Origin of the sequence: uncultured Rothia sp., assembly GCF_916715725.1 — a bacterium.
Lineage (GTDB): Bacteria > Actinomycetota > Actinomycetes > Actinomycetales > Micrococcaceae > Rothia.
On sequence record NZ_CAKAPD010000003.1, the window covers coordinates 69,849 to 85,841 of the forward strand.

The 15,993-nt window shown below is 56.9% G+C and carries 8 protein-coding genes; 2 read left to right on the forward strand and 6 right to left on the reverse strand.

The window, feature by feature from the left end:
- Positions 1-39: 39 nt before the first annotated feature.
- Positions 40-2,118, forward strand: coding sequence for a glucose PTS transporter subunit IIA (locus QZ822_RS03155; RefSeq protein WP_294642533.1), 2,079 nt, complete (start codon positions 40-42; stop codon positions 2,116-2,118).
- 225 nt (positions 2,119-2,343) lie between these two features.
- Positions 2,344-3,372, forward strand: coding sequence for a dihydrodipicolinate synthase (locus tag QZ822_RS03160; RefSeq protein ID WP_294642535.1), 1,029 nt, complete (start codon positions 2,344-2,346; stop codon positions 3,370-3,372).
- A 188-nt stretch (positions 3,373-3,560) separates the two neighbouring features.
- Here the strand turns inward: QZ822_RS03160 and QZ822_RS03165 are convergent, their stop codons facing one another.
- From QZ822_RS03165 to QZ822_RS03190, 6 genes are all read right to left on the reverse strand, one after another.
- The gene (locus QZ822_RS03165) at positions 3,561-5,264 is read right to left on the reverse strand and encodes an ABC transporter family substrate-binding protein (RefSeq protein ID WP_294642537.1); all 1,704 of its coding nucleotides are present in this window, start codon (positions 5,262-5,264) and stop codon (positions 3,561-3,563) included.
- Positions 5,265-5,518: 254 nt separating this feature from the next.
- Positions 5,519-7,219 carry an ABC transporter family substrate-binding protein gene (locus QZ822_RS03170; RefSeq protein ID WP_294642539.1) on the reverse strand — a complete coding sequence of 567 codons (1,701 nt, stop codon included), beginning with the start codon at positions 7,217-7,219 and terminating at the stop codon, positions 5,519-5,521.
- Between the two features lie 331 nt (positions 7,220-7,550).
- Positions 7,551-9,260 (reverse strand): ABC transporter family substrate-binding protein, encoded by a 1,710-nt coding sequence (locus QZ822_RS03175; RefSeq protein ID WP_294642541.1) that lies wholly within the window; start codon positions 9,258-9,260, stop codon positions 7,551-7,553.
- Between the two features lie 442 nt (positions 9,261-9,702).
- The gene (locus tag QZ822_RS03180) at positions 9,703-11,403 is read right to left on the reverse strand and encodes an ABC transporter family substrate-binding protein (protein ID WP_294642543.1); all 1,701 of its coding nucleotides are present in this window, start codon (positions 11,401-11,403) and stop codon (positions 9,703-9,705) included.
- A gap of 404 nt (positions 11,404-11,807) precedes the next feature.
- Entirely contained in the window at positions 11,808-13,541 is a 1,734-nt protein-coding gene (locus QZ822_RS03185; RefSeq protein WP_294642545.1) for an ABC transporter family substrate-binding protein, read from the reverse strand.
- 368 nt (positions 13,542-13,909) lie between these two features.
- Positions 13,910-15,610 carry an ABC transporter family substrate-binding protein gene (locus tag QZ822_RS03190; protein WP_070833343.1) on the reverse strand — a complete coding sequence of 567 codons (1,701 nt, stop codon included), beginning with the start codon at positions 15,608-15,610 and terminating at the stop codon, positions 13,910-13,912.
- Positions 15,611-15,993: the final 383 nt, after the last annotated feature.

The following is a 15,993-nucleotide window of genomic DNA, read 5'->3' on the forward strand; positions in this document are numbered from 1 at the left end:
CAACCGCATAGACATTGACCGCATATCTAAGGAAGTATCGTGAATAACCGCGAACTTGGCGAGAAGATTCTTGACGGCCTGGGTGGCCCCGAGAACATCGCGCACATTACTCACTGTGCAACCCGCCTTCGTGTCACTCCTGTGTCTAACGATGCAGTGCAGAACAAGAAGATTGAGGGCCTGCCCGGCGTTCTCTCTGTGATTGAGCAGTCCGGCCAGACTCAGGTTGTTCTGGGCGATCGCGTTGAGGCTGTGTACAACGAGATCAACGCTCTGCCTTCTATGTCCGGCCACGCTGAGGGTGACACCAAGGTTGAGGCTGGAGGCAAGAAGGCTGGCTGGATCACCAACGTCTTCGACGTCCTGTCTGACTCCTTCCGTCCTCTGCTGTGGGCACTGCTGGGCACCTCGATGATTCTGACCCTGATCGTGTTCCTGCAGCAGTTGGGTTTCTTCGGCCAGTACACTGACTTGACCGGTCAGAGCGTGAACATCGACATCATTAACGGTGCTCGTGTGGCTGACCCGGAGGCTGCTAAGGCTCTGAACAACCAGTGGATGCAGCAGTTCGCTTTCTGGTACATCCTGAAGGCTGCTTCGCTGTCGGTTCTGAACTTCATGCCCATTATGCTGGGTGCTACCGCTGCTAAGCGTCTGGGCGCGAACATGTGGGTTGGTGCGGCTATCCCCGCTGCACTGATGACCGGTACTTTCACCGATCTGACTGCTCTGGCTGACAAGACCACTAAGATTCTGAACGTTCCGTTCTTCGGTCTGGATCTGCCGCTGTACGCATTCAGCTACACCGGTCAGGTCTTCCCCCCGCTGCTGGCTGTTGCTTTGCTGGCTCCGCTTGAGCGCTTCCTGAAGAAGGTTATTCCTTCGATGCTGCAGATGGTGTTCGTGCCGATGATTTCGGTCATGATTCTGGTTCCGGTGACCGCGTTCCTGGTGGGCCCCATCGGTATCGGTGTGGCTATGGGCATCTCTGACTTCCTGAAGATGATTAACGATGTTGCTCCGGCTCTGGTTGGTGCTCTGATTGCTGGCCTGTACCTGTTCATGGTTCCGCTGGGTCTGCACTGGCCGCTGAACGCTGTCATGATTAACAACCTGCAGACCATGGGTACTGACTTCATTCAGTCCCCGATGGGTGCGTACAACTTCGCTGTGTTCGGTCTGGTCACCGGTGTGGCTATCCGTGCGAAGCATGACCGTGAGCTGCGTCAGACCGCTATCGGTGCGTCGATGTCCGGTCTGCTCGGTGGTATTTCTGAGCCGTCGATGTACGGTGTGGTACTGCGTTACAAGCGCGTGATCCCGATTATTCTGGTTCCCGCTGTTATTGGTGGTGCTACCATTTCCTTCCTGGGCGTTAAGTCCTACGCGTTCGCGTTCACTTCGCTGCTGTCGATTCCGGCTATGCAGCCTTCCTACCTGTACGTGATTGGTCTGGCTATTGCGTTCTTCGGCGCTATGACCGGTGTTCTGCTGTTCGGTTACGAGTCGAAGGCTGACGCTGTAAGGCACGCTGCGGAGCGTAAGGCTGAGGATGCTGAGGCTGCACCCAAGGCCAAGGCTGAGGCTGTTGCTGCTAAGGCGGCTCCGGCTGCTGCCGCTACTGCGACCGCTGCTGCTGCACCCGCTGCTTCCTCCGGTGAGGTCATTGAGCTGCACGCTCCTCTTGAGGGTACTGCTGTTGCTCTGTCTGATGTTCCGGACCCGATTTTCGCTGCTGGCAAGCTGGGCGAGGGTGTGGCTATTGAGCCGACCGGTACCACTGTTGTTGCTCCCGCAGCCGGTAAGGTTGCTGCAACCTACCCCTCGGGCCACGCTGTGGGTCTGAAGCTGGAGAACGGCATTGAGCTGCTGATTCACGTTGGTCTGGATACCGTGAACCTGGACGGTAAGGGCTTCAGCGTGAAGGTTGCTAAGGGCGATGTTGTTGCTGCTGGCGACGCTCTGATTGAGTTCGATCCTGAGGTTATCAAGGAGGCGGGTTACCCGCTGATTACCCCGGTTATTGTGACCAACACCCGCAAGTTCGCTGAGGTGAAGGGTCTGCCGGGCGTTGCTCACCAGAACCTGAGCACTGTCCTGAAGGTGACCACTAAGTAGTTCGCTTTATAGGCTCTAAGGGACCCCACCATTACGGTGGGGCCCCTTTCCTTTATACCCTGCTTCCTGATGTGTTGATTCTTTGGGCAGGGTTTGCTGGGCAGGGTTTGTTAGGCAGGGTTTGTTAGGCAGGGTTTGCTGGGGTTTAGGCACTAGCCGGGGGGGGTATTTCTGCTAGTGTAAGAATACGCTCAACAAGGAAGTTCTCAAGTGATAGGGAATACGATGATGTCTTCTGATACTAGGACATGGGATACCGAGGTGTGGGAAGAGCAGCAAAAAGAGCTACGCGCTCTTTCTCCTGTTCGGCGGCTGATGCGCCGGCTCAATCTTGAGGCGCTCGTCTACGAGTCCGCGCCGTTTCCGGTTCTGTTGCGTAAGCTCTCCGCGCTGATTCCAGCGTGCCTTCTGTGGTGGGTTATCTACGAGCCGCACCGGCTTGCTTCCTCCACCAGTCTCCCCGAGGGTACTCACGCTATTACGCTGCTCCCCGGAGCCTGGGGTGACCCCGCTACGGGGGCTTATGGAGGTCTTCCTGAGTTGCCGGGGGTCCTCGTGCGCTGGGTGCTGTGCATCGCGGCGATGGTGGCTGTCGTTCATGTCTGCGGCGTCAAGGCGAAAGGTCAGAGCTTCACCATTCCTCACGATGCGCGTTCACGGTTGATTGCGCTGATGCAGGCTCTGGGCATTTTCGGTGCTTTTGCGCTGGTCGTCTGGATTGAGTACATGATGACTCCACTGACCCTCATGTTTGAAACCGTGTACGCGGGCCCGACCGCCGTCTATAGCAGCGACGGCATGATTCCCCTGCACCTGTTCCTGTCCTCATCGTTGAGCGCTATTTTCTTGGGCTATTTTTGTGTGAACATTCTTGCCTCGCTGAATATCCCCGGGTACCTGGGCATCCCCGCAATTATTTACGTGGGGGCGCTCCCATGGGCTCAGGCGGAGCGGCACCAGTTCACGTTGGCGCTGGCGTGGGTCATTGCGGTGACGCTGGTGAGTTGGCTCGTGCGCGGCATGTGGGGCACTCTGCTCGCCTGCGTGGGATATTCTCTCTGGATTGTGCTGGTGGCAACCAGCGGTGATCCTTTTGACCTGTCCGCCAATATGAGCCGTGTGCTCGTGATTTTGGGTTTCCCGCTGGCTTTCATCGTTGCTGGAGGCGGCATTTACCGTATCTTCTATCTGCAGCAGAACCCGAAGATGCTGAGGTACCTGCAGGAGCGCGCCCTGTACCTGGGCGAGTGGTAGCAACCTAACGTAGGAGCACTCCCCTCCCCCAGTTTTTGTAATTACATATCCCGCTAACGTGTCCCGCTAAAGGGCACAGAACAAGGGGAACAGAAAAATCCCGGGCACTCTCTCGTGAGAGTACCCGGGATTTCGAGTCCTACAGGACGACTAGAGCATTACCGAAAACGGTATTACTCGCGCCTGTTTTACTCCTGCCAGCCAACGTTGACCCAGTAGTCAGCGCTGGTGTAGCTCTGCTTGAACAGGGACGGACCGTAGTTCGCGATCTTAGCCTTAGCAGCGGCGTACATCGGGCCGTTTGCGTAGGGCAGGTACACTGCGACCTTCTCGTAGTAGAGCTTCTCCGCCTCGTTAGCGATCTTGATGCGCTCGTCTTCCTTCTCGGTGTTCTGCAGCTTCTCGATGAGCTTATCGACCTCGGGGTCACCGACTCCGAACACCTCGGTGGTGAAGAAGTAGGGTGCCGAGGAAGCCAGGTCGGGCAGAACGCCCCAACCGGTGAAGATTGCTTCGTAGCTCTTCTGGCCAAGCACGGAGTTGGAGTTCGACTGCGGCTGGTTGTCAGCGCTCAGGCGAATACCTGCGGACTTCAGCTGCTGCTCCAGAATCTGGTAGACCGCCTGGTAGACAGCCTCGGAACCGAAGGAGGTCAGGGCGAAGCCTGCAACCTTGCCGTCCTTAGCGTAGTAGTCGCCGGACTTAGAGTAGCCTGCGGCCTCCAGAATCTTGCCAGCTGCCTGTGCACCGGTGTCACCAGCGTAGTTGTTCTGGTAGCCCTTCTGGAACGGCATTGCGATGATGGAGCCGGGCAGCGGCTCGGTCCAGCCGAGCTGCGAGAAGTATGCCTTAGCAATCTGCTCGCGGTCCACGGCTGCGAGGATTGCGCGGCGCAGTGCCAGATCTTCGATGCGCTTGGGGTTCAGCTGAATGATGTTGACGTTGGTGTTCTGGCTCTGGCGAATCTCGGTGCCTGCCTGTCCCTTCACAGCGTTGTAGCTGGTTGCGCCAACGAAGGTGAAGGCGTCCAGTTCGCCGTTCTTGAAGCTTGCACGGATTGCTTCGGAGTCCATCTGACGCCAGATGATGCGGTCCAGAATCGGCTTCTCGCCCCACCACTTGTCGTTCTTGACCAGAGTGAGCACCTTCTGGGAGGAGTTCCACTCGCCAATCTTGAAGGGGCCAGCCCAGTACTGGTCGAGGGGCTTGTCAACGAAGCCGTCGTTGAAGAGGTTGACGTCTTCCAGGGCGGGGTGGATTGCGAAGGCGCACAGACCCTCGGAGGGGTAGTACGGGGTCTTCATGGTGACCTTGACGTGGAAGTTGTCGCCGTCAACAGCCTCGATGCTTTCAACCTGCTGCCACATGGTGTTGTCGGTGATGTGGTAGGGGTTGTCGGTGGTTGCGCGGTAGACCTTCCAGCAAGCCTGCACAGCCTTCACGTCCATGGGGGTGCCGTCGTTGAAGGCAGCCTTGGGGTTGATCTTGAAGGTCGCGGTCTGCACGCCGTTGACGGTTTCGGTCTTGTGCTCGAGGCAGAACTCGGGGTTGAGGGTGCCTTCACCGTCGGGGCTCATGGTGTAGAAGCCCATGACAGCGGGGATGTTGCAGGGTGCCAGCGCATCCAGGTTGCTGGAAGTGTAGCCGCTCTGGGTCTGCAGGTTGAAGTTGGGGCCCAGCGCAGTAGCTGCGAGGGTCAGGGTACCGCCCTGCTTGAGGGAGGAACGGTCCTGCTTGTTGACCTGAAGGTTCTTCAGAATATCTTCAGCGTTGTTAGCGGCGCTACCGCCAACCTTTTCCTTCGAGCTACCGCAGGCAGCCAGCAGACCGACGGTGCCGAGGGCAACGGTGCCGGTCAGGAGGGTACGGCGAGAGACAGACATGCTCTTCATGGAATTTCTCCTAGAGTATTCGCAGTGTTGTGAAGTCGGTACGCGAACGGTGCGTAGCCAGCACTCCAACCCGGCGGGAGGACAGTCTCTGCCGGGGTGGGCAGAATGCCCACATTTGTTTTTAAGTATATCCTTGCTGCTCTCTAGGGCATGGAAAAGCGGCGTGCTACAGAAGGTTTTAATCCTTTTGTAACACGCCGCGGTAGCGCTTTTGCCCTTATGGGGCGTGTGAGCTGTGCTCAGCGCTTAGATTTTTACTTTTCCCAACCGACGTTGATCCATACGTTCGGGTTGTAGTAGGGCAGGCCGAAGAGCATGGGACCGTAGTTCGCCAGACCCTTACGGCATGCCTTGAAGTTCGGGCCGTTGTTGGTCGGGACGTAGATTGCGACTTCGTCCAGGTGGCGCTTCTCCAGCTCGTTCATAATCTTGAGCTGTTCCTTCGGATCCTCGGTGGACATCATGGTTGCAGCCAGCGAGTCCAGGTCCTTACCGTGACCGTTGTTGGTCGCGGAGATGTAGAAGTAGTTCGCTGCATCCACCGGGGAGGTGGTGATGCCGTAGCCGCCGCTCTTGATGGTGAAGTTCTTCGCGGAGATGATGCTTGCCATTTCGGATGCACCGTGATTGTCGATGCTCAGCTCAATACCGATTTCCTTCATCTGCTGGGTGAGGAACTGTGCGGTGGAGCTGACGACCGGGTCGGTACCGAAGGTGGTCACCGAGTAGGAAGCCTTAACGCCGTCCTTCTCGTAGTAGTCGCCATTCTTGGTGTAGCCTGCATCCTCGAGAATCTTGGTGGCAACGTCCTTGCCGAGCTTGGTCGGGTAGTTGTCCTGGTAGCCTTCCTGCATGGGAAGCATGCACATGGATCCGGGCAGGGGTTCCTTCCAGCCGAGCTTCTCGTAGCGCAGCTTGAGCAGCTGCTCGCGGTTCAGGGCTGCGACGAACGCGCGGCGTACGGGCAGGGGCATCTTTTCGGGGTTGATTTCGTAGTTACCGACAGCCAGTGCGCTACCCTTGCGGATGTCGATGTTGCTGAGGCTGGAGAGCTCGTTGTAGGAGCTGAGGGTGCTTGCGTCAGCGTAGTCGATTTCGTTGTTCTTGAATGCTGCCTGCTCTGCCTGAGAGCTCATTTCACGCCAGGTGATGCGCTCGAGCAGAGGCTTGGTGCCCCACCACTTCTCGTTGCGGACCACGGTGAGGACCTTACCGGAGGAATCCCATTCGCTGACCTTGAAGGGGCCTGCCCAGTACTTGTCCAGGGGCTTGCCGTTCATGCCGTCGTTGAAGAATGCGACGTCGACGAATGCCGGGTGCAGGAAGGAGGTGAAGCTACCTTCGATGGGGTACCAGGGCTTGGACATGGTGACCTTGACGTGGCGGGAGTCGCCGTCGACCTCTTCGACGCTTGCGACCTGTTCCCACAGCGGCGCGGGGGTGATCTGGTAGTCCTTACCCTCTGCTAGGCCGCGGTAGATGGTCAGGTAGCTACGGACAGCAGCGATGTCGATGGGGGTGCCATCGTTGAAGACTGCCTTCGGGTTGATCTTGAAAGTGACGGTCTGCACGCCGTCAACAGTCTGCGCCTTGTATTCGGTGACGTAGTCCTCGTTCATGTGGCCTTCGCCGCGGAAGTCAGCGTAGTAGCCGCCGGTGAATGCGGAGTTAATTGCCGCCTGAATGTTCAGGTTACCTGCGGTGTAGCCGTTAGTGTTGAGGATGTTGAAGTTCGGGCCGATGCCGTCTGCGCTCAGTCGCAGCTCGCCGCCGTCCTTGAGGGTGGAGCGGTCCTTCTCGTTGTAGGAGACTGCCTTGGACAGGTCGTCGCCAGCGGAGAGAGCGCTGTTCTCGTTCTTGGCGGAGTTACCGCCGCAGGCTGCGAGCAGGCCGACGGTACCCAGGGCGACGGTGCCGGTGAGCAGGGTACGACGGTTGAGAGTGAAAGTGGTCATTAGTTTTCCTCAGTTAGGTGGGATGCTGCTTTGCTGTACGCGGGGGAACACAACCCGCACACCTTTGTGACAGCACGCACATTTTGCATTGGCAATAGTATACACACATTTCCCACCCACTATGACCCAGTTCACCGTTTCAGGGAAAATATTTCAGCCAATTCTCGAAACCACCCCGTTACAAAATCACCCGTCAAAAACACAGAAAAGTCCCGCAGCACCCCACCTCTGAGGCGGAATACCGCGGGACTTTGCCCTCCGGAGTCTTATGCCAGCGCCTCCGAAAATTCAGAAACTACCGAATGGGAATCCAGAAAATTAACCTGTGGCTTTAGTTCTGCCAACCCACATTGACCCAGCGCTTGGGGTCGGAGTAGCTGGTTGCGAAGAGGGAAGGACCGTAGTTAGCCAGCTTCTCCTTCACAGCTACATAGCTGGGGCCGTTACCGTAGGGGAAGTAAATAGCAACCTTCTCCATGTGCTGCTTCTCAGCCTCAGCAGCCATCTTCAGCTGCTCATCGTGAGATTCCTTCTCGTAGATGGACGCGATGAACTTATCCAGTTCAGGATCACCCACACCCTCGTTGATTTCGCTGGTGTAGAAGTACTGAACACTGTCTGCGGGGTCAGCACCAATACCCCAACCGGAGAAGGCGCAGTCGTACTGCTTAGAGCCCATCACGGAGTTGAACTGGGACTGCGGCTGATTGTCCTGCTCAAGCTTAATACCTGCCGCCTTGAGCTGCTGCTCGAGGTTCTGGAACTGAGCCAGGGAGGTTGCATCCGAGCCGAAGTAGGTGATGGAGAAGCCTGCGGTCTTGCCGTCCTTGGCGTAGTAGTCACCGTTCTTGGAGTAGCCCGCTGCCTCCAGGATCTTTGCCGCAGCCTCGGGGCCGGGGTTGGTAGGCATAGCGTCCTGGTAGCCCTTCTGGAAGGGCATGGCGATCAGGGAGCCGGTCAGGGGCTCTTCCCAGTTGATCTGGCCGAACTTGACCTTAGCCAGCTGGGAGCGGTTAACCGCCGCGAAGACTGCACGGCGCAGGGCGGTGTCGGTCACGCGGGTCGGGTTGAACTGTAGGTTAATCACGCCGACGCTCTGACCGGTGCGGATCTGGGTGCCTGCCTGGCCCTTGACAGCGTTGTAGGTAGCCAGGTCGGCAAAGCCGATGCTGTCAATCTCACCGTTCTTGAACGCCGCGCGAGCTGCCTCATCGCCCATTTCGCGCCAGATAATGCGATCCAGCAGGGGCTTCTCACCCCACCACTTATCATTCGGAACCAGGGTGAGGGTCTTAGCAGAAGAGTTCCACTCGCCAATCTTGAAGGGACCGGACCAGTACTGATCCATGGGCTTGTTCACGAAGCCGTTGTTGAAGAGCTCCTTGTCGGTCAGTGCGGGGTGCACACCGAGCAGGCCGAGGGTTTCGGCAGGGTACAGGGGCTTGGACATGACAATCTTGACGCGAGTCTTGTCGCCATCCACGGGGTCGATGGATGCTACCTGTTGCCAGAAGGGAGCGGCGATAACGTTGTAGCCATCCTCAGGATTGCGGTAGACGGTCCATGCGGCGCGGATTGCCTCAATGTCAACCGGGGTGCCGTCGTTGAAGACGGCCTTAGAGTTGAGCTTGAAGGTAATGGTCTGAACGCCATCAACGGTCTCAGCCTTGTAATCGGAGACATAGTCGCCATTGAGGCTGTATTCGCCGGCGGGGCTCAGGGAGGTGAAGCCGATAGCGGAGGGGATGTTGCAGGCGCCACCAAATGCGGTGAGGTTTTCGGTGGTGTAGCCGCTCTGGGTCAGAATGTTGAAGTTCGGGCCGACTGCGGAGAGGCTAGCACGGAAATCGCCACCCTGTTTGAGGGAGGAGCGGTCTTGCTTATTGATTTGGAGGTTCTTGACGATTTCCTCGGTGCTCGAGGCGGCCTTGCCGCTAATCTTCTTGTCAGAGCCGCCGCCGCAGGCAGCGAGCAGGCCGACGGTACCCAGGGCAACGGTGCCAGTCAGGAGGGTACGGCGGTTAATACGTAGATGAGTCATGTGTTCTCCTCGTGCCGGAGGGCTTAGGCGTGCATCGTGCGGTGCACGATATTGTGCACCCATTTGTACAGTGGCGACAAAGCCCCTGCCAACAGCCTCTGTGAGAGCCCCCACATTATTTGTGATTGAAACACAGTATACCCCCAAAAGAAGCGGTGCAGACCACAGTCCAGACCCTGGAAGAACTATACACTGTCTAAAAATCGCAGGTTCAGCACCTAAACCCGCATCATCACGCGGAAGCTGCGTGTGAAAACTAAAAAATGAAATATTATGTCGCATTGGCGGGCGAGCGCGTCACATCCGGTGCTTTGAGAATCGTTACAGGTTAAAAGCACATCAATGGGTAGCCAAAGCGTCCTGCACCTTCCAAAAGAAAAAGCTCCCCGTCCCTATACGACACTGCGAAAACGTATAGGGGCGGGGAGCTTAAAACTGCGGCTTATGCCATCCAGCCAACCGAAGACCAGTCGGTGCTCTTGAAGAGGAACGCACCGTAGTTAGCGAGCTTCGGGCGGCATGCCTTGAAGTCCGGACCATTGAGGAAGGGAATGAAGAGGCAAACCTCGCGCATGTGCTTCTTCTCAATTTCGTCGCACTTCTCGGCGCGCTTAGCGTCGTCGAGGATGGTAACCATCTCGTCGACCATAGCGTCAATTTCGGGGGTGCCGACGCCGTCCCAGTTCTTGGAGTGGTAGAAGTACTCGGCAGCACTGGTCGGTTCGGAGCTCACGCCGAAGCCCGAAATGCTCACGTCGTACTCGCGGTTACCAACAACCTTCGAGAATTCGGACTGTGCACGCGAATCGAGCTCAAAGTTAATGCCGATTTCCTTCATGCTCTGAATGAAGGTCTGAGCCTGGCCCTTGGTGGTGGCGTCATCACCAAAGGTAGTCAGCTTCAGGGTGATGGTCTTGCCGTCCTTCGCGTAGAAGTCGCCAGACTTGGTGTAGCCTGCGTTCTCCAGGACCTTGCGTGCTTCCTCCGGGCTACGTGCCGGGTAGTTGTCACGGTAGTACTGGGAGGAACTCAGCAGAAGCATCGAGCCGGGAACTTCTTCTTCGTAGGGCAGACCCTGGAAGCGAATCTTTGCCAGAGCACCACGGTCGATACCCAGGAAGATTGCCTTACGCACGGCAGTATCAGTGATGTGCTGTGCGTTCAGGTTCATGCCGCCGGCGAAGAGGCGGCGACCGCGACGGATTTCGGAGTTCGCGACGTCCTTCATCTCGTTGTAGGCGCTGAGGGTACGTGCTTCCACGGCGTCCAGTTCGCCGTTCTTATAGGCCGCGCGAGCTGCAGCGTCTGCCATTTCACGCACGACGATGCGGTCCAGCTTGGGCTTGTCACCCCACCACTTGTCGTTGGGCACAGCAGTGAAGGTCTTCTCGGAGGAGTTCCAGCCGTTGGGTGCCAGGGTGAAGGGGCCGCAACCGAGCTCGGGGTGGGGGTTGTCCACGAAACCTTCATTGAAGAGGTTTATGTCAAGCATTGCCGGGTGCAGGATTCCGCCGAAGAGCAGACCCTTGACGGGGTTGTGCGCGGTCTTGAAGACAACGCGTGCGTGGTAGCGGTCGCCGTCGATAGCTTCAACGCTTTCGATGAACTCGTAGATACCTGCAGCGCCAATCTTGTACGCACCCTCGGGGTCACGCTGAATCTGCCAGGTTGCCTTGAGAGCGTCGATGTCGATGGGGGTGCCGTCATTGAAGACTGCCTTGGGGTTCAGGCGAACCTCGGCGGTGATCTTGCCGTCTACTTCCTTAGCTTCGAAGCCGAGGCAGTAGTTGGGGTCGAGCTCATCTTCGCCCTTGAAGGTGCTGCGCCAGATGCCGGCACCGGCGATAATGCCCATAGTTTCAGAGACGGAGGTGCTGGAGCCGTTCTGGGAGAAACGGTTGAAGTCCGGGCCAAGGGAGTAGGTGCTCAGGTTCAGGGTACCGCCCTGCTTGAGCTTCGAGGGGTCCTGCTCGTTGATTTCATAGAACGGGGTTTCGCTTGCCTTGTGCTCGGTCTTGGAGGATGAGGAGCCACAAGCGCTCAGTACGCCGGCAGCAGCGACGGCGGTTGCGCCGCCGAACAGTACGCGGCGGCTCATGATCGGGTTGAATCCGGAGAGGGAGGGGATGGGGTGGGGGCTCATGATGGGCTCCTTGTGGGTGTGGACTGCGTTGATGCAGTGTTTGCAGTGTAGAGTGGGTGGCTCGCGTGCTCTGGAGGCGGGGTTTCTGTCTACAGGAGCACCTGCCATCTGCGGTGATGGGCGGGCAGGTCAAGCCATGCAAAATAATGTGACCTAAAGCTATGTTCTAAGCCACATTTAATATTTTTAGTAGTGTACACCACACGCATCGCTACAAGTGCGCAACACGATAAATATTTCTAAATTATTACGCCCGAGCATATATCCACACCGCCAGAGCACACTACCTGAGCCCTACACCTCCACGCAGCAGCCCCTCCCCCGCCTCCAAAATAACCAACGTGCACAACAAAGCGGGCCGAATGTGCGCACACACATTCGACCCGCTCATAGGGCAGAACCGTTTAGGAATTCATCCAACCCACTGCAGTCCAGTCCGTAGTCTTGTAGAGGCTCGGACCGTAGTTAGCCAGGGTCTTCTTGACCATCACGAAGTCAGGACCGTTCGTAATGGTACCCAGGAAAGCAAACTCCGCCATGTGCTTCTTCTCAATCTCGTTGCAGGCAAGGTTACGTTCCTTGTCGTCCTCAATGAGAGTCATGGCGTCGATCAGGTCGTCGATTTCCTTGCTGCCGATACCCTCGCTGTTCTCGGAGTAGTAGAACTGCTTGGTACCCTCGGTGGCATCCGGGCTAGAGACCGAGTAGCCACTGAAGGAAATATCGTAGTCCCAGTTGCCCAGAATGGTCGCGAACTCACTATCGGCGTGCTGATCAATCCGGATCTCGATACCGACATCCTTCATCTGCTGGGTGAAGGTCTGAGCCTTACCCTTGGTGGTGGGGTCGTCACCGAAGACCACAACGGCGCAGCCAGCCTTTACGCCGTCCTTCTCGTAGTAGTCGCCGTTCTTGGTGTAGCCGGCGGCTTCCAGAATCTTCTGCGCCTCCGAAACACTATTATTCGGGGTCGGGTAGGAGTCCTGGTAGTAAGGCGAGAAGGGCATGTGAATCATCGAACCGGGGATGGTTTCCTCGTAGGGCAGGCCCTGGTACTGAATCTTCGCGAGTGCTTCACGGTTGGTGCCGGCGAAGATTGCCTTACGCAGGGCAGCATCCTTCACGCGGCGGGGGTTGATATCCAGACCACCGGCGTAGAGGCGGGTACCCTTACGCAGTTCGGTACCTGCCACGTTCTTCACCTCGGTGTAGGTGGAGGAGGTGCTTGCACCAATCGCATCGATTTCGTCGTTCTTGAATGCGGCACGCGCAGCACTGGACTCCATCTGGGTAAAGACAATCTTGTCCAGCAGGGGCTTGGTGCCCCACCACTTCTCATTGGGTACAACACTGAAGGTCTTCGCGGTGGAGTCCCAACCCTTATCCGCCAGAGTGAAGGGGCCAGCCCAGTACTCGGGGTGGGGCGCATCGACGAAGCCATTATTGAAGAGCTCAACGTCTTCCAGGGCGGGGTGCAGAATCTCAGAGAAGAGGCTCCGCAGCGGATAGAAGGGCTTGGAGAAGGTGACGGTTGCACTGTAGTCGTCTTCGCCCTTTTCGACGGATTCAACGAATTCGTAGATGCCGCTGGAGACAATGTTGTAGCCATTATCCAGGCTCTTGAAGATGTTCCAGGTGGCCTGAAGCGCCTTGTAGGTGATGGGGGTGCCATCGTTGAAGACAGCCTTGGGGTTGAGCTTGACGGCAACCTGAATCTTGTCGTCCTTCTTGGTGTGCTCGAAGGAGACAGCGAAGTCGGTGTTCAGCTTGTAGGTACCGTCAAAGTCGAGGTTCCACATGCCAGCCTGGCTAATGGTGCTCATAACGTTGACGTTATCGGTGGTGTTACCGCTCTGGGTGTGGAAGTTGAAGTTCGGGCCGATGGCACCGGCGGGCAGGCGCAGGGTGCCGCCCTTCTTGAGGCTGCTTACGTCCTGAGCGTTGATGTTGTACAGGTCTTCAATGTTGGCACCGGCGCCTGCACCCTTGGTCTTTTCGGAGCTTGCGCTGCCGCTGCCGCAGGCGCTAAGCAGACCGACAGCTCCCAGAGCCGCGGTGCCGCCAATAAGGGCGCGGCGGCTGAAGCTGTTCTTGGTCGCTTCGTAGCTACTCGCGGCGTATGCGGTGTTGGCGGTCATGGGAGTTGTTTCCTTCTGTTGTGAGCGGGCGGGTATTCCCCGTATTCCCGAAGTGATGATTATTTATGCATGACACTGCATAACTTTGTATAACTCCACTGTAACGCCTACCCGAGACAAAAACCAAGCATTTTCACAATATTTCTTAATATTTATCGTGCTTTTTGAATATTAATACTATGCATACGCTGTTTTTGTGCGAATTTTTCGGATTTTATCGGATAGCTATACTTCCGCTCCCCCGCATCGGTACATAAAAGCACCCAAAGCACCCCCTCCAGAAATGCAAAAAGTGTCCACCCGGATCATCCGGGTGGACACTTTCAATAGCTCTAGGCTAATCACCTAGTAGGTGAAGGGAAGAGGACTTACTTAGCCCAACCAACCTTCTCCCAGTGAATGCCGGTGCCCTGGAAGAGGGACACACCGTAGTTGTGCAGACCCTTCTTCACGAACTTGTACTCGGGGCCGTTGATGAGCGGAATCAGCACTGCGAACTCAGCCAGGTGCTTCTTCTCAATCTCGTTGCAAGCCAGGTTGCGTTCCTTGTTGTCAGCAATGAGCTTCATCTTTGCAATCATCTCATTGATCTCATCGGAACCGGCTTCCTCGGGCTTACGGCGCATGTAGAACTGCTCGGTAGCCTCGGTAGCATCCGGGGAGCTCGGAGCGAAACCGGAAGAGGTTGCGTCGTAATCCTTGGATGCCATGGTCTTGTTAAACTCGCTAACAGCACGGGAGTCAAGCTCAGCATTAATGCCTGCAGACTTCAGCTGCTGAACCAGGGTCTGACCGACAGCCTTGGAGGTGGGGTCCTCACCGAAGATGGAGAACTTGAAGGCAGCCTGCTTGCCGTCCTTCTCGTAGAACTCGCCGTTCTTGGTGTAACCTGCCTCTTCCAGAATCTTGGCAGCTGCAGCAGCATCGTTGTTCGGAGTCGGGTAAACGTCCTGGTAGTACTCGTTGAAGGGCATGTGAATCATCGAGCCGGGAAGCTTCTCTTTGTAATCCAGGCCCTGGAAACGAATCTTGGCGAGAGCCTCACGGTTCAGACCAGCAACCACAGCACGACGCAGAGCAACATCCTGCATGCGGGCGGGGTTCATGGTCACGCCACCGGAGAACAGGCGAGCGCCTCGGCGAATCTCGGTGTTAGCAACTTCCTTGAGCTCATTGTATGCAGAAACAGTAGTAGCACCAATCGCATCAAGCTCATCGTTCTTGAATGCTGCGCGCTCAGCAGCGGAATCCATCTGACGGAAGACGATACGCTCCAGAACGGGCTTCTCACCCCACCACTTCTCATTGCGGGTCAGGGTCAGGGTCTTTTCGGTAGAGTTCCAGCCACCCTCGGCAATGGTGAAGGGACCAACCCAGTACTCGGGGTGCGGCTTGTCCACGAAACCAGTGTTGAAGAGTTCCTTGTCCAGCAGAGCCGGGTGCATAATGCCAGCGAAGAGGGTCTCCAGCGGGTAGTAAGGTGCGGAGAAAGTTACCTTCACCTTGAAGTCATCACCGTCGCGCTCCACGGAAGCAATGCTGCTGTAGATGCCGCTGGTACCAATCTTGTAGCCGCCATCGGTGCTCTTGAGGACCTCCCAGGTAGCCTGCAGAGCCTTGTAGTCGATGGGGGTACCGTCGTTGAACTTAGCCTGGGGGTTCAGCTCAATGGAGACAACGGGCAGACCGTTTTCCTCGGCGACATCGAAGCTCTTCGCAAAATCGGGAGCCAGAGTGCGCTTACCCATGGGGTCACCCTGCCACAGGCCTGCGTAAGCCACGGGGCTCATAGCAGTCTGGGTGTACAGGGAGTTGCCGTCCGCGCTGAAAAGGTTGAAGTCCGGACCAATACCGGGAATAGCCAGGCGCAGAGTGCCGCCATCCTTCAGCTCAGATACAGCTGCCTCACCAAGGTCATAAAGCTCCTTGGCATCGGTGCCCACGGTTGCACCCTGGGTGGTTGCCTTGGAGTCCTTGGACGAGCCGCACGCAGCCAGTACGCCCACGGTACCCAGTGCTGCAGCGCCACCGAGAACGGTACGACGGTTCAGGATGAAATTCTTCTCCATGAGAGTGTCCTCTTATACGTTTGACCCTCAATAATCCCGCAGGAAAGCGTCAAGGATTCCCTGCTCATGCGCCGCCCAAAGGGTGCGGTGAGCGATGAATTAGTGCCGGTCTATGAATGTGTTCCTTCGGGTACGCCCCTAGCGGCGCGCCCATGGCTTAATTATGGCTTACAGCCCGCAGGAAAGCCCGCCCATAAATATTCATATCTTGAATGGTGAGAAAGGTTATACCTAGTCAGGGCGGTTTTGCCTGTTTCCTGGAGCATTTCAGTGCCTAGCGCCACATTCTGCGGCTCCCAGCGTCTCACTAGGTGACAATCTCGAACAACGTACAAGCCCGCCGATACCGGGCATAAAAAAACCCGAGGGGCGAATATTCAACG

Bases quoted from the DNA above. Each gene is read 5' to 3' on its own strand.
- QZ822_RS03160 (WP_294642535.1), top strand. From the start codon at position 2,344: ATGATGTCTTCTGATACTAGGACATGGGATACCGAGGTGTGGGAAGAG.
- QZ822_RS03165 (WP_294642537.1), bottom strand. From the start codon at position 5,264: ATGAAGAGCATGTCTGTCTCTCGCCGTACCCTCCTGACCGGCACCGTT.
- QZ822_RS03170 (WP_294642539.1), bottom strand. From the start codon at position 7,219: ATGACCACTTTCACTCTCAACCGTCGTACCCTGCTCACCGGCACCGTC.
- QZ822_RS03175 (WP_294642541.1), bottom strand. From the start codon at position 9,260: ATGACTCATCTACGTATTAACCGCCGTACCCTCCTGACTGGCACCGTT.
- QZ822_RS03180 (WP_294642543.1), bottom strand. From the start codon at position 11,403: ATGAGCCCCCACCCCATCCCCTCCCTCTCCGGATTCAACCCGATCATG.
- QZ822_RS03185 (WP_294642545.1), bottom strand. From the start codon at position 13,541: ATGACCGCCAACACCGCATACGCCGCGAGTAGCTACGAAGCGACCAAG.
- QZ822_RS03190 (WP_070833343.1), bottom strand. From the start codon at position 15,610: ATGGAGAAGAATTTCATCCTGAACCGTCGTACCGTTCTCGGTGGCGCT.